This is a genomic window from Gaiella sp., from assembly GCF_057140465.1.
On sequence record NZ_DBNHWK010000073.1, the window covers coordinates 13,379 to 28,689 of the forward strand.

General features: G+C 71.3%; 9 protein-coding genes. 5 read left to right on the top strand and 4 right to left on the bottom strand.

Annotated features, from left to right (window positions below; genetic code table 11):
* Positions 1-95: 95 nt before the first annotated feature.
* From AC162C_RS10960 to AC162C_RS10970, 3 genes are all read right to left on the bottom strand, one after another.
* Complete coding sequence (locus tag AC162C_RS10960; RefSeq protein ID WP_484097582.1) at positions 96-1,484, bottom strand: FAD-binding oxidoreductase; 1,389 nt, start codon at positions 1,482-1,484, stop codon at positions 96-98.
* Between the two features lie 355 nt (positions 1,485-1,839).
* Positions 1,840-3,870, bottom strand: coding sequence for an oxidoreductase (locus tag AC162C_RS10965; protein WP_484097583.1), 2,031 nt, complete (start codon positions 3,868-3,870; stop codon positions 1,840-1,842).
* A 140-nt stretch (positions 3,871-4,010) separates the two neighbouring features.
* Positions 4,011-4,724 carry a DOMON domain-containing protein gene (locus AC162C_RS10970; RefSeq protein ID WP_484097584.1) on the bottom strand — a complete coding sequence of 238 codons (714 nt, stop codon included), beginning with the start codon at positions 4,722-4,724 and terminating at the stop codon, positions 4,011-4,013.
* 220 nt (positions 4,725-4,944) lie between these two features.
* Between AC162C_RS10970 and AC162C_RS10975 the strand changes: the two genes are divergently transcribed.
* Positions 4,945-5,826: an alpha/beta fold hydrolase gene (locus AC162C_RS10975; RefSeq protein ID WP_484097585.1), complete on the top strand. Its 882-nt coding sequence runs from the start codon at positions 4,945-4,947 to the stop codon at positions 5,824-5,826.
* A gap of 58 nt (positions 5,827-5,884) precedes the next feature.
* Here AC162C_RS10975 and AC162C_RS10980 read toward each other — a convergent pair whose 3' ends face one another.
* Entirely contained in the window at positions 5,885-8,308 is a 2,424-nt protein-coding gene (locus AC162C_RS10980; RefSeq protein WP_484097586.1) for a GcvT family protein, read from the bottom strand.
* Positions 8,309-8,447: 139 nt separating this feature from the next.
* Between AC162C_RS10980 and AC162C_RS10985 the strand changes: the two genes are divergently transcribed.
* The 4 genes from AC162C_RS10985 to AC162C_RS11000 all read left to right on the top strand — a co-directional run.
* Entirely contained in the window at positions 8,448-9,098 is a 651-nt protein-coding gene (locus tag AC162C_RS10985; protein WP_462973951.1) for a cysteine hydrolase family protein, read from the top strand.
* A 12-nt stretch (positions 9,099-9,110) separates the two neighbouring features.
* Positions 9,111-10,124, top strand: a complete 1,014-nt coding sequence (locus AC162C_RS10990) for an LLM class flavin-dependent oxidoreductase (RefSeq protein ID WP_484097587.1) — start codon at positions 9,111-9,113, stop codon at positions 10,122-10,124.
* 12 nt (positions 10,125-10,136) lie between these two features.
* A complete protein-coding gene (locus tag AC162C_RS10995) occupies positions 10,137-14,006 on the top strand; it encodes a hydantoinase B/oxoprolinase family protein (protein WP_484097588.1) in 3,870 nt (1,289 codons plus the stop codon).
* A gap of 106 nt (positions 14,007-14,112) precedes the next feature.
* On the top strand, positions 14,113-15,311 hold a 1,199-nt coding region (locus tag AC162C_RS11000), incomplete at its 3' end, for an aminotransferase class V-fold PLP-dependent enzyme (protein ID WP_484097589.1).

The following is a 15,311-nucleotide window of genomic DNA, read 5'->3' on the forward strand; positions in this document are numbered from 1 at the left end:
GGTATCTCCCTTCGGTCGATCGGTGATGTGTGTCAGACGGGTGTGGCGCGTCGTTGCAGGCGACGGGAGCTCCGTGGCTCGGGCCTCCGGTGCGCCTAGGCCGCCGGGAGGATGTTCTGGTTCACGCGGAACACGTTGTCCGGGTCGTAGGCGGCCTTGACCCGGGTGAGCCGGTCGTAGTTCGGGCCGTAGGTCGCCTGCACCCGCGCCTGGCCCTCCTCCATCATGAAGTTCACGTAGGCGCCGCCCGCGGAGTGGGGATGGAGCGCCTCCCAGTACCCGACCGTCCAGTCGCGGACGGCCTCGGCGTCGGCCGCGTCGGGGCTGACGCCGATCTGCACCTGCGACCAGACGGCGTCCCGGAACGCGAACGCGGTGGCGTCCGGTGCGACGTCTGCCACGGCGCCGTCGATCGGGTAGATGTGCGAGCCGCTCTTCCAGTGTGGCGGGTGGTCGTTCCACTGGCGGTTCGCGACGATCGCCTCGTCGGGGATCTCGCGCGCGAAGTCGCCGCGCCAGTACCACTGATCGCCGGGGCCGTAGAGGCCGTCGAACGCGCCGTTCAGGTCCTTCAGCGGCATGCGGCCGACGCCGTGCATGAGCGGCTCGGCGACGGCGAGCATCGGCGCCATCGCCTGCTCGGCCTCCTCGTCCGACGCGTCCACGCACCAGACGATCCCGCACACCTTGCGCAGGTGGATCTCCTCCGGGAACGGCGGCGCCGGCGGCACCGTGTGGAAGGCGAAGAACCCCATCACGTTGCGCGGAGCGCTCGGGAGCCATTCGCGGAAGGCCGCGAGCATCACGTCCGTGTCCTCGAGCGCCCAGAAGGTCGGCCCGCCGACGATCGTCGAGACAGGCCTCGCCTGGAACGTGAACGTCGTCACGACGCCGAAGTTGCCGCCTCCGCCCCGGAGCCCCCAGAAGAGATCCGGGTGCTCGTCGGCGCTCGCCGTCACCCGGCTCCCGTCCGCGAGGACGACGTCGGCGGCGAGGAGGTTGTCGATCGTCAGCCCGTAGCGGCGCGTCAGGTACCCGTGCCCGCCTCCGAGCGTGAGCCCGGCGACGCCGGTCGTCGAGATCACGCCGGCGGGCACGGCGAGGCCGTGCTCCGTCGTCGCGGCATCGACCTCGCCCCATACGCAGCCGCCACCGACGCGCACCGTCCCCGTCGCCGGGTCGACCGAGATCTCCTTCAGCGGCGAGAGGTCGCAGACGACGCCGTCGTCGACGCTTGCGAGCCCTGCGCCGTTGTGGCCGCCTCCGCGGACCGCGAGCGGCAGGTCGTGCTCGCGGGCGAAGCGGATCGTCGCCGCGACGTCGTCGGCGTCCGCGCACCGCGCGATCACCGCCGGCCGCCTGTCGATCATCGCGTTGAACAGCGCCCTGGCCTCGTCGTAGTCGGCGTCGGACGGGCCGACGAGATCGCCGCCGAAGCCCGAGAGCTCTGCGCGCGCAGCATCCGCCGGTGTGTTCGTACTCATGCTCGACCTCCTTGGATTCACCTTCTCGAGGTCGCCACGGCTGCACCGCGACGGGCCAGGCCGTAGCCCCGGCGGTCCGTGAGATGCGCTCCTCCGCGGCCGGCCTTCCGGCACGGGTCGGGTGCCGGGAGCCGCGGGACCGGCACCCTCAGACGCCGAACCGAACGATCGAAACGACACAGGCATCGTGTCACAGGGCGGGGGGAATGAACAGCGACACGACTTGCAGGGTGCGGACGCGATCGGCGCGTCGGGCGCGGGCCGCCGGACGGCGGAGCGGCGCCGTGACGCATGCGGTGGCCCGCGTGCTCCGGGGTCGTCGTCCGCTGCGGTCGCGGCGACCGCGGCGCAGGGGCTAGAGCTTGCGCCCCGCGCGATGGCCCTCGTAGACCGCCTCGTAGGTTCCGCGGGGGGCGACCGCGTCCCCGATCATCTCCACGCTCACCCCGCGCTCCTTCAGCGCGTGGTAGAGGCGGTTCTCGGACCGCCGTCCCGTGTTGAAGACGATCGCGTCGGCGTCGAGCCGGGTGACGCGCGCGGGGTCGTACACGTTGACGAGCTCGACGCTCCGTCCGTCGATCCGCGTCGGCAGGAGGTCGGTGAGGACCTCGACGCCGGCCTCGAGCAGCGCTCTCCGCGTCCACAGGTAGTACACCTCGGGCATCGTCTCCATCGCGACCATCGGCCAGCGGGTGACGAGCTTCACGGAGGCTCCGTCGCGGGCGAGCTTGACCGCGGTCAGCGGGCCGGCGATGTCCTGGAGGTCGTCGACGACCAGGACGTCCCCGGACGCCGTCGCCCTGCCGTCGACCACGGCGTCCCAGCTCGAGCAGTTGCCGCTCTCCCAGCCCGGCACCGGTGATGCGGTCTGCCCCTGCCAGCCGTCCGGCCGGTAGAACGCACCCGTGGCGACGACGACGTGGTCGGGCCGCTCGGCCGCGAGCACCTCGTCCAGCCGGTCCTCGGTGACCTCCTCCCCCGTGCGGATCACGGCGCCGTTCTTCGACGCCTGCTCCGCAAGCCACACCGCGATCTGGCCGAGCTCCTGCCGGTCGGGCAGCAGCGCCTGCACGCGCACGTGGCCACCGGTCTCCGGCTCGCGCTCGAGCACGGTGACCGCGTGGCCGCGGGCGGCCGCGATCCGCGCGAACTCCAGGGCGGCCGGCCCGCCCCCGATCACCAGCGCCGTGCGCGGGTCTGCCACCCTGACGAGCGATCCCGCCCCCCACTGTCGCTCACGGCCGACCTCCGGGTTGTAGACGCACTGCACGCGCCCGCCGGCGATGACGTTCCGCCAGCAGTAGTTCGCCGCGACGCAGCGGCGGATGTCCTCCTCGCGGCCCTCGCGCACCTTCTCCACCCAGCGCGCGTCCGCGAAGAGCTGGCGGGCGAGGAGGATCGCGTCGGCGTCGCCCGCGGCCAGGATCTCCTCCCCGATCCCCGGGTTCGTGACCCGGCCCACCGCGAATACGGGCTTGTCGGTGACGGTCTTCACCTCGCGCGTGTACTCCCGCTCCCACCCCGGCTCGTACGTCATCGGCGTGTGGATGTACGAGTGGTGGACGCCCGCGGAGACGCTCACGTAGTCGACGTCGGCGGCGTCGTCGATCGCGCGGATCGCCTCCTTGACGTCGTCGATCTCGAGGTCGCCCGGCCAGAACGACGTCGAGTTGATCCGATAGCCGAGGAACATGTCGTCCGTCGCCGCCTCCCGCATCGCCCGCAGGCATTCGATCGAGAAGCGGAGGCGGTTGGCGAGCGACCCGCCCCACCGGTCCTGCCGGTGGTTCGTCAGCGGTGAGAGGAACTGCCACGGCAGGTAGCCGTGCGCGAGGTGGTACTCGACGCCGTCGAGCCCGGCCTCGCGCGCCCGGCTCGTCGCGTCCGCGAAGGCCCTGACGAGCTCGAGGATCTCGTGCTCCTCGAGCTCCTTCGGCATCGGCGCGTTCGGCCACTCGCCGGGGGGAACCTGGCTCGGCGCGACCGTGAACCAGTCCGCATCGAGGTCGTACCCGGGGTCCTTCTGGATCACGACCATGTTGCGAAGGCCCGCGTGGAGGAGCTGCACGGCGAGCTTGCAGCCGTGGCGATGGCACGCCTCCCGAACGCGGGCGAGCCCCTCGATCTGCCGGTCGTCCCACAGCCCCGGGAAGTTGAGGTGCGCGTAGAGGCCCTTGCCGTCCACCATGTTGGCGCCGATCACGATCAGCCCCAGCCCCGACGCCGCGCGCTCCTCGTAGTACGCGACCGCCTGGTCGGTGAAGACCCCCTCGACCGGGTTCGCGACCCACGTCGGGCACGTCGGCGCGAACACGACCCGGTTCGCGATCGTCACGTTCCGCAGCTTCCACTCCGAGAACAGGAGCGGATACGCGCTCGCGCCCATCTGGTGACCTCCTTGCCGGCGGCTGGCGGGAGCGCGAGCATACCGCCGGGCACGGGACGATCCAACCGGCGCTCGAGCCGGGAGCGCGCACCCGCCGTCACGGCCGGAGTCGCCGGATCGCGCGAGCCCTGGACCTGCGGCTAGAGGTCTGTGGGATGGTCGGGGAGGACGCAGTGGAAGAAGGGCCGGGACGGCACGCCCAGCTCGGTGTGCGGTGCGGTGTCGACGCCTCCCTCGATCAAGGGTCCGTCGTCGGGCCACGGGCTCACGTGGTAGCGGTCGGACCCGACCGCGAAGAAGAAGCACCGCGACCACCCGCGGAGACCGAGGTCGTCCCGGTCGACGGTGAGCGTCACCGTGCGACCCGCGGCCGTGACGCGGGCGGTGCGGGGCGCCGGCCAGGGCTCCGCGCCGCGCGCCAGGAGCGCGGGCCCCTGGCCCAGCTCGGCCGTCGTCTGCCCCCCGCGGATCGTGACCGCGTAGTCGATCCACGCACCCCACGGCTCCCCCCAGGGGCCGGGGCTCCCGACGTCGATCCAGACGCTGACCCCGTGGCTGAAGCCGTCGTCGTCGCTCCGCAGCGGCACCCCGAGAAAGGTCACCCGGAAGGAGACCGTCGAGGCGTCGCTGCGGACGGCCACCGAGGTGATGTCCTCACCGGTCGTGCGGCGAATAGCGCCGACGACGTCGCCCACGGCGTCGTGGTGCACCGCGTCGGGTGCGAGCCCCTCGGCCTCGACGCCTCCCGGCGGCTCGGCCGCCGCGCCTCCTGCCGCCGCCGCGACTCCCACGACGAGCACCGCGAGCGACAGCACCACGATCACGGATCGCCACACGGTCGACACCTGCGTCACCGGGCATCACCTCCGACGAGGCGACGGCATTCGACCCACATCGACCATACCGCCGGCACGCGGCGTCGCCATCGGGGGATCACCGGATCCACCCGACCGGGGTAGCATCGCGAGGCAATGCACGATCGAGCGGCACGGGGGCAGAGCGCCGTCGACGCCTCCTGGAGCGGCGGCGGCCCGACGCGCGTGGGCGCGCCCTCGGGCGCCGGCGGGTAGTTCCGTGCCGATCGTCGACGGCGTGCCGGCCCGGGAGGGCGTGCTCGAGCGGCCGGGTGCGTCGATCCACTTCCAGGTCTTCGGCGACAGCGGCCCCGCCCTCGTGCTCCTGCCCACGTGGTCGCTCGTCCACACCGACTTCTGGCGCCGGCAGGTGCCCCATTTCGAGGGCCGCTTCCGGCTCGTCGCGTTCGACGGCCGCGGCAACGGGCGCTCCTCGCGACCGACGGCCGCCGCCGACTACGCGGACGATCTCTTCGCCGAGGACGCGCTGGCCGTGATGGACGAGCTCGAGATCGACGAGGCCACGCTCCTCTCGAACTCCGCCGGAGCCGCGTGGCAGCTGATCCTCGCGGCGGAGCATCCCGACCGCGTCGCGGCCGCGGTCTTCCTCGCGCCGAGCCTGCCCCTCGGAACGCGTCTCCCGGAGCGCGCGGCGGCATCCGTGCACTTCGACGAGCCGCAGAAGGCCTACGACGGGTGGCTGAAGTACAACCGCCACTACTGGCACGCCGACTGGGCCGGCTTCCTCGAGTTCTTCTTCTCCCGCTGCTTCACCGAGCCGGGCTCCGAGGAGGAGATCCGGCACTTCGTCTCCATGGGCCTCGAGACCGACCCGCAGACGATCGTGCTCACCGTCGAGGGGCGCAGCCTCGATCGACGGCGGGCCGAGGCGCTCGCCCGGAGCGTGACCTGCCCCGTGCTCGTGATCCACGGCGCCGACGATGCGATCTCGTCGGTCACGATCGGGACCGAGCTCGCCGGCCTCACGAAGGCGGAGCTGGCGGTCCTGCCGCTCGTCGGCCACGAGCCCCAGAGCCGCTGGCCGACGCAGGTGAACGCGATGCTCGACGCGTTCCTCGCACGCCACGTGCCGGCGCGCTAGGGCGCGGTCGAACGCTCCGGAGGGGTGTCGGCGCGCGAGCGCGGCGGGGCGGCGTCGCTCAGGAGAGGAGGCGCTCGCCCGCCGGGTCGAGCAGCGGCTGCTCGGAGACGACCGCGCGACGGCGCTCGCCGAGGATGCCGACCTCGAGCTCGGTGCCGACCGTCGAGTGCCCGGCGGGGAGGTAGGCGAGGGCGATCGACCGGCCGATCGTGTGCCCGTAGCCGCCCGAGGAGACGTAGGCGACGGGCCGCTCGCCGTCGGCGTAGACGGGCTCGAACCCGTGCGCGTCCGCGTCCTCGGCGTCGACGACGAGGCAGGAGAGCACGTGCGTGGGGCCGCTCTCGCGCTCGCGCAGGAGCGCGTCTCGCCCCACGAAGTCCCCCTTGTCGAAGGCGACGAACCGCTCGAGCCCTGCCTGCAGGGGTGTCCAGTCGGCGGACATGTCGGCGCCCCACAGGCGGTAGCACTTCTCCAGCCGCAGCGACTCCAGCGCCCGGTAGCCGAAGTCGACCAGGCCGAGGCCCGCACCGGCCTCGCAGAGCAGGTCGTAGAGATACCGCTGCACCTCGAGCGGGTGGTGGAGCTCCCATCCGAGCTCGCCGACGTAGGAGACGCGCATGGCCAGCACCGACGCGCGGCCGATGTCGATGGGCCGCGCGCGGAAGAACGGGAAGCCCTCGTGGGTGACGTCGTCGCTCGACACGTGCTCGAGCAGCTCGCGCGACCGCGGACCGGCGATCGTGAGCACGCCGTGGTGCGCCGTCACGTTGTCGATCCGGACGGAGTCGTCCTCCGGGGCGTGCATCTGCAGCCACGCGAGGTCGTGCGTCTCGGTCGCGGCTGCCGACACGACGTAGTACACACCCGGCTCGAGGAGCGTCACCGTGACGTCGGTCTGGATACCGCCACGCTCCGTCAGCATCTGCGTCAGCGCCATGCGGCCGGGGTCGGTGGGGAGCCGGTTGGCGCAGAGACGGTCGAGGTAGTGGGACGCACCCGGGCCCGACACGACGTACTTCGCGAAGCTCGTCTGGTCGAGGACGCCGACGGCCGAGCGCACGGCGCGGCACTCGTCGCCCACCGCGTCGAACCAGTTGCCGCGCCCGAACCCGTACTCGTCGCGAGCCGGCCCGTCCTGCGCGTACCAGAGGGGCCGTTCCCAGCCGCTCCGCACGCCCATGACCGCCCCCCGGGCGAGCAGCCTGTCGTAGAGGGGATCCGTCCTGAGCGGACGCCCGGCGGGCCGCTCCTCCTCCGGGTAGTGGATCTTGTACTCGTCCTCGTAGACCTCGAACGCGCGCTCGACGACGTAGGAGGTCGCGTGCGCGTGGTCGCCGAAGCGGCTGACGTCGAGCTCCCACATGTTGTCGCTCGGCTGGCCCTCGACGATCCACTCGGCGGCGTACCTGCCTGCGCCGCCGCCGAAGACGATGCCGAAGATCGAGAAGCCGGCGAGCACGTGGAGACCACGGTGTCCGGGGATCGGGCCCATCAGGCAGCGCCCGTCGGGCGTGTAGCCGTCGGGCCCGTTGATCACGGTCCTGATCCCCGTCTCGCCGAAGACCGGGATCCGCTCCGCCGCGGCGACCAGGCACTCCTCGATCTGCCCCATGTCGGGCGCGAGCAGCTTCCCGTGGAAGTCGGCGGGGATGCCGTCGAGCGCCCATGCCTTCGGGTTGCGCTCGAAGGGGCCGATCACGAGCCCGCCGCCCTCCTGCCGGGCGTAGAACGAGTGGTCGGGATCGCGGAAGACCGGGAGCTCGACCGTTCTCGCCTCGATCTCCCGAATCGGCTCGGTCACCAGGTAGTGGTGCTCGAGCGGGACGATCGGCAGCTCGACGCCCGCGAGGCGCGCGACCTCACGCGTCCACTGTCCCGTCGCGAGGACGACGACGTCGGCCCGGATCACCCCCTGGCCCGTCGTCACCGTCCAGTGACCCTGCTCACGAGCGAGACCCGTGACGGGAGCGTTGCGGACGATCGTCGCCCCACCGTCGACCGCGCCCCTGGCGAGCGCGTTGGTCAGGCTCGTCGGATCCACGTGGCCGTCGCTCGGGAGGTGGGCGGCGGCCAGCACCCCCTCCATGCTGGCGACGGGGAACAGCTCGTGGGCGCGCTCGGGCGACACGATCTCCATCGGCACGCCGACGTTCCGGGCGATCCCGAGCACCTGCTCGAACTGGTGCAGCCGGTCGGTCGTCGTGCCGATCCGGACGCTGCCACAGGGATGGAAGTCGACGGGGAGCCCCGTCTCCTCCTCGAGCGTCCCGTAGAGCTCGACCGAGTGCTTGAGCAGCGTCATCAGGTTGTAGCTCTGGATGAACTGCGTGCACAGGCCGGCGGCGTGCCACGTCGACCCGCTCGTGAGCTCCGCCGCCTCAACGAGCGCCACGTCGCTCCATCCGAGCCGGGTGAGGTGGTAGAGCGTCGAGACGCCGGCGATGCCGCCGCCGACGACCACGACCCGCGCCTCCGTGATCACAGGCCGCCCTCCTCTCGCAGGCGCTGCGTCGACGCCCGGTCACGGTGGCAGGGCGTCGGGGACATCGGAGGCACGAGGGGCGCGATCACGGTCGTATACGGTGTCAGATCTCGAGGTCTCACATCCCGGAGGCGTGTCGATGAGCGAGATGCACTACTACGACCCGGCGGCATGGCGCCTCGTGGCCGGCCGCACGGTCCACGTCGTCGTCGATGCCCAGAACGACTTCCTCCACCCGGACGGCTGGTACGCGACGCACGACATCGACATCGCGCACATGCGGCGCGTGATCGAGCCGACGAAGGCGCTGAACGCCGAGTGCCGGCGACGCGGTGTCCCGATCGTCTGGACGCGCCACGGCACACGTGGGGTCGAGGACGGCGGCCCGTTCATGGCCAAGCGGGTGCTCCTCCTCGAGGGGGGGCTGCGCCAGGACACGTGGGGCTACGAGCTCCTCGACGAGCTGGCGCCGCAGCCCGACGACTGGTACGTCCAGAAGACGCGGCTGTCCGCCTTCTTCGAGACGAACCTCGACTCGATCCTCCGCGCCCTCGAGGCCGAGACCGTGATCATCACGGGCGTCCTCACCAACCAGTGCATCGGCGCGACGACGAAGGACGCGCTCTTCCGCGACTACAAGCCGATCGTCGTCGAGGAGTGCGTCGGCACCGCCACGCCCCACCTCCACGACCCGGCGATCGAGATGATCCGCGTCGGCTGGGGCCAGGTGAACACGCTCGAGCAGACGCTCGCCGAGCTCCGCGCCTTTCCCGCCGCGCCCGCCGCCTAGGAAGGAGACACCATGGGCACGATCGGCTCCCAGTTCACGTGCGAGCGCTTCGACGAGTGCATCGCCTCCGTCCGGCGGGCGGAGCAGGCCGGATACAGCCACGCCTGGTTCATCGACTCCCAGATCCTCTGGCAGGACTGCTTCGTCTACATGACGAGCGCGCTCGCCGCGACCGATCGCATCGTCGTCGGCACCGCCGTCACCAACCCCTACACCCGCCACGTCACCACGACGGCGAGCGCCTTCGCCACGCTCGCCGAGCTCCATCCGGGCCGCCTCGAGCTGGGCATCGGACGCGGCGACAGCGCCGTGCGGACGATGGGGCTCAACCCGGTCAAGACCGCGTTCCTGCAGGAGTCGATCCCGGTGCTGCGCGACCTGATGGCCTCCCGCCACGTCACGATCAACGACACCGACGTCCACTTCCGCTGGCTGGCGGGGGACGCGGGCGTCCCGATCATGATGTCCGCGACGGGGCCGAAGAACCTGCGACTCGCCGGATCGCTCGCGGATCGCGTGATGCTCTACGTGGGCGTCAGCCCGACCGCCGTCCGGTGGGCGATGGATCACGTCCGGGCGGGCGCCGAGGAGGCCGGCCGCGACCCCGACGCCGTCGCGTTCTCCGTGCTCACCGCGATGTGGGTCGGCGACGACCAGCAGGCTGCGTGGGACGCCTGCCGCTGGGCCCCGGCGGCGTGCGCGAACCACATCGCCGACACGATGAAGCGGAACCCGGCCCACGACATGCCGGAGGAGATGACGCGCCTCCCGCAGAGCCGAGACGAGTACGACTACTACGCCGGCCACCTCTCGTCCGAGGCGGATCACACCGCGTACCTGACCGGTGAGCTGATCGACGACTTCGCGATCGCCGGCCCCGCCGAGAAGGTGCGCACGAAGGTGCAGGAGCTCTTCGGCCTCGGCGTCGACGAGATCTCGTGCGCCTACCTGAACGGGAGCTTCGACCAGATGGACACGGTCGGCCGTGAGATCATCTCCCGCGTGACGACGGCGACGACGGCCTAGGAGGGAGCAGGGATGAAGCGCATCGGAGTCGACGTCGGAGGAACGTTCACCGACCTCACGCTCGTCGACGAGGAGTCCGGCCGGATCACCGTCGACAAGGTCCCCTCCACGCCGGACGACCCAGCCCGGGGTGTCGTGGACGGCATTCGCGACCTGTGCACGAAGGCCGGCGTCGAGCTCTCCGAGATCGACAACCTCCTCCACGGGACGACCGTCGCGACGAACATCGCCCTGACGCACTCGGGGGCCGAGGTCGGGATGATCACGACCGAGGGGATGCGCGACATCCTCCACATCGCCCGTCACAAGAAGCCGCTCAACTTCTCGCTCCAGCAGGAGCTCCCGTGGCAGTCACGGCCGCTCGTCAAGCGCCGCAATCGCCTCACCGTGGCGGAGCGCGTCACCGTGCCCGATGGTGACGTGCTGACGCCGCTCGACGACGACGAGGTGCGCGAGCGCGTCCGGATGTTGAAGGAGTCGGGGGTCGAGGCGGTCGCCGTCTGCTTCCTCCACAGCTACCTCAACCCGTCGCACGAGCAGCGTGTGAAGGAGATCCTGCTCGAGGAGTTCCCGGAGGCCTACCTCTCCGTCTCCAACGAGGTGCTCCCGCTCTACCGCGAGTTCGAGCGGTTCTCCACCGTCGCCCTCAACGCGTACGTCGGGCCGAAGGTGTCCCGGTACGTCGAGCGCTTCGCCGACGCCATGAGCGTGGCCGGGTTCCCCCACGGCGTCCAGCTGATGCAGTCGTCGGGCGGGATGACGACCGTCGACTCCGCTTCGGCGCGCCCGGTCAACCTCCTCATGTCGGGGCCCGTGGCGGGGCTGATCGGCGGCATCTGGGCCGGGCGCGTCGCCGGTTTCGACAACGTCGTCACGCTCGACATCGGCGGCACGTCGGCCGACATCGGCGTTGCCGCCGGCGGCGAGCTCCGCATGCGCCACCTGCTCGACACGAAGATCGGCGACTACCAGGCGATGGTGCCGATGGTCGACATCGACACGATCGGGGCCGGCGGCGGCTCGATCGCCTACGTCGACCAGGGGGGCGTGTTCCGCGTCGGCCCCCAATCCGCAGGCGCCGATCCCGGCCCTGCCTGCTACGGGCGGGGCGGCACGCTGCCGACCTCCACCGACGCACAGCTCGTCCTCGGGCGCCTGCGCGAGGACCGGGGCCTTCTCGGCGGCGGCATGCAACTCGACCGGGAGCTCGCCGAGCAGGCGATCGGCACGGTCGCGGGCGAGCTCGGGATGAGCCTCGAGGAGGCTGCGCTCGGAGCGCTCCAGGTGCAGAAGTACGGGATGACCCAGGCGATCGAGCTCAACTCCGTCCGCCGCGGCTACGACCCCCGCGAGTTCACGCTCGTCGCGGCCGGAGGCGCGGGCCCGCTCTTCGCGTGCGACATCGCGCTCGAGCTCGAGATCGCCCGCGTGCTCGTCCCTCCCAGCCCGGGGATCATCGCCGCGACAGGGCTTCTCGCCACCGATCTCCAGCACGAGTTCGTCGCCACCGAGCGGCACGCGCTGAAGAGCCTCGACACGGAGCAGCTCTCGGCGCGCTTCGACGGGCTCGTCGGTCAGGCCGTGGCCCAGCTCGACGCCGACGGCGTCCCCGCAGACCGGCGCCTCGTACGACGCCTGGCCGACTGCCGGTACGCCGGCCAGGGCTACGAGGTGCGCACCGAGGTGCCGGCCGGCGGGGTCGACGACGACTGGGTCGAGGAGCTGAAGGAGCGCTTCCACGCCGCCCACGAGCACGAGTACGGCCACCGCTTCGATGCGCCGATCGAGATCATCAACATCCGGGCCGTCGGCATCGGCCGCGTCGACGAGCTCCGGGCTCCTGCGCTCGAGGCCGGCGACGGCGACCCGTCACGCGCACAGACGCTCGAGCGCGAGGTCGTCTTCGACGTGGACGGCAAGGCAGAGCGGCACATGACGCCGTTCTACGAGCGGGAGCTGCTCCTCGCCGGCGACCGGATCGACGGGCCGGCGATCGTCGAGCAGTACGACACGACCACGGTGATCCCACCCGGCCTCGCCGCCGAGATCGACGCGCACGGCAACATCGTCGTCGACTGCACGACCCGGCCGCGGGTCGAGGAGGACAGTCGCACGGCGCTGTCGACCCCGATCCTGATGCGCGTCGTCGGCGGGGCCTTCGCCGCGATCGCGAAGGAGATGGCCGGCGTCCTCTACCGCATGTCGTACTCGTCGATCATCCGCGAGTCGGAGGACCTCGGCGCCGGGATCTTCGACCGTCACGGCAACAACCTCGCCGAGTCCGACTCGACACCGATGTTCATGGGGGCGATGCCGAAGATCGTGAAGAACGTGATCCGGATCCTCGGCGACGACATCCACGAGGGCGACATCATCCTCCACAACGACCCGTACGGCGGCGCGACGCACTCACCCGACGTCGCGATCGTCGTCCCGATCTTCCACGGCGGAGAGCTCGTCGGGTTCGCCGGCGCCTCCGCGCACGTGCTCGACATCGGCGGTGCCTATCCGGGGCTCGCGATCGACCTCGTCGACAACTGGTCGGAGGGGAACATCTACCGCGCGGTCAAGCTCCAGGAGAAGGGCGTCTGGCAGAGCGGCCTGTGGAAGCACATCCTCGAGAACGTCCGCACGCCGAGCTTCAACAACGGCGACATCCAGGCGATGATCGCCGCCTGCGAGCTCGCGCGGAAGCGCTACGCGGAGCTCCTCGACCGCTACGGGGAGGCCACCGTCCTCGAGATCGCGAAGGCCTGGCTCGACTACTCCGAGCGGATGCTCCGCCAGGAGATCGCAAAGGTGCCCGACGGCCGGTACGAGACCGACGTCGGCTGGCTCGACGACGACGGGGTGCACCGCGGGGTGAAGCTCCCGGTGAAGGTGGCCGTCGAGATCTCCGGCGACGAGATCACGTTCGACCTCAGCGGCTCGAGCGACGAGGTGCCGACCGGGTACAACTGCCCGTTCGAGGGGACGACGGTCTCGGCGATGACGTTCATCACGCGGATGATCTTCCTCGACGAGGCGACGTTCCCGGTGTTCGTGCCCCAGAACGAGGGGATGCTCGCGCCGGTGAACGTGATCGCGCCCAAGGGCTCGATCTTCAACCCCAACTACCCGCGCGCGTGCTTCGCCCGCTTCTGCCAGGTGCAGCGCGCCGTCGACCTCGCGCTCCGCGCGCTCGCGCCGGTGATCCCGCAGCAGGTGACCGCGGGCAACTCGGCGCACCTCGGCTTCCTCGCCTACTCCGGCTTCGACGAGGAGGAGGGCGAGTACTGGGTCTACCTCGAGGTCGACGAGGGCTCGTACGGCGGCCGTCCGGGGCGCGACGGGCTCGACGCGGTCGACTGCCTGATCGCGAACACGCGGAACAACCCGATCGAGGAGCTCGAGTGGCGCTTCCCGATGCGGACGGAGCGCTACGAGCTGCGCGACGACGCGTGCGCGGCGGGCGAGTGGCGCGGCGGCGTCGGGATGATCCGCGTCAACCGCTTCCTCGTCGACACGATCGTCACCTGCGAGGGAGACCGCTACGAGTCGGACCCGCCGTGGGGCATCTTCGGGGGCCACGACGGCACGCTCGCCTACGCGAAGGTGACGGCGCCCGACGGCACGGTCGAGATGTGGCCGGCGAAGTTCACCGGCAAGACGCTCCGCGCCGGCTCCACGATCGAGCTCGCCGTGCCGAACTCCGGCGGCTACGGCGACCCGCTCGACCGCGACCCCGAGCTCGTGCGGTCCGACGTCCTCGACGGCTTCACGACCGTGGAGCTCGCCGAGCGCGACTACGCCGTCGTGCTCGACCCGGGCTCGCTGGCGCTCGACACCGCCGCGACCGCGCGCCTGCGCGCCGAGCGCCCGAGAGCCGCACCCGACGCCTAGGCGATCGCCCCGGCGGCGCTGCTCCTCGCCGCCGACTGCCTGCGGAGCGTGGGCGGCGGGTTTCTACGGACGACGCGGCACGCGTGCGTCCGCTAACGGTTCGCGTATGAGACCGGCGACCCAGGACGCACAGGGGGCTCTCCGGCGGATGAAGGAGCACTTCCCGGGAGCGCACGACAAGACGTTCCTGGACGCCGCGTGCGTCGGCCTCGCCCCGATCGAGGCGAAGCGTGCGATCGAGCGGTTCCTCGACGCCGCGGTGGCGTGTGACGCGCGCGACGCGTCGATTCACCACATCGCCCTCGACCAGGCGCGGGCACGGGCGGTGCACGAGGGCGCGCGCCTGCTCGATGCCGACGTCGACGAGATCGCGCTCGTCGAGAGCACGACGCACGGCCTCAACGTGATCGCGGCGGCGATCCCGTTCGCGCCCGACGAGAACGTCGTCCTCTGCGACCTCGAGTTCCTGCAGGTCGCGATCCCCTGGCTGAAGCTCGCCCAGCGCGGCGTGATCCGCGAGGTGCGGATGGTGCACAACCGCGACGGCGCGGTCCCGGTCGAGGCGTTCGCGGAGCAGATCGACGACCGGACACGCGCGGTCGTCGTCAGCTCCGTGCAGTGGACGAACGGCTACGCCGTCGACCTCGACGGGCTCGCAGACGTGTGCCGCGCCCACGATGCGCTGCTCGTCGTCGACGCGATCCAGCAGCTCGGCGCGACACGCCTCAGCGTCGCCGAGGTCCCCGTCGACGTCGTCGTCGCCGGAGGGCACAAGTGGCTCAACGCGCCGTTCGGATGCGGGCTCCTCTTCGTGCGCCGGTCGATCCTCCCGACCCTGCGGATGCCCTCCTGGGGGTACCTCGGCCTGGAGACGCCCGAGGGAGGATGGGGGCGCTACTTCGCGACGCCCGAGAGCACGCCCGTCCGGATCTACGACTTCCCGATCACGGCGAAGAGCCTCGAGATCAACGGCACCGCCAACTACCCGGGAGCCGTGGGGCTCGGCGCCTCGCTCGAGCTGATCAACGGTGTGGGGATCGCGGCGATCGAGGAGCACGTGCTCGGCCTCGCCGGACGGCTGCACGAGGGGCTCACGCGCCTCGGCGTCCACGTGGTGACCAGGCCCGAGCGCGAGGCCCGGTCGGGGATCACGACGTTCGAGGTGTCGGATCGTCCCGACGAGAACGAGGCGTTCCTGAGCGCGTTGCTCGACGAGCGCATCTACGTCGCGCTCCGCTACACGTCGCACGTCGGGGGCATTCGGGTGTCGACCCACCTCTACAACGACGACGCCGACGTCGACCG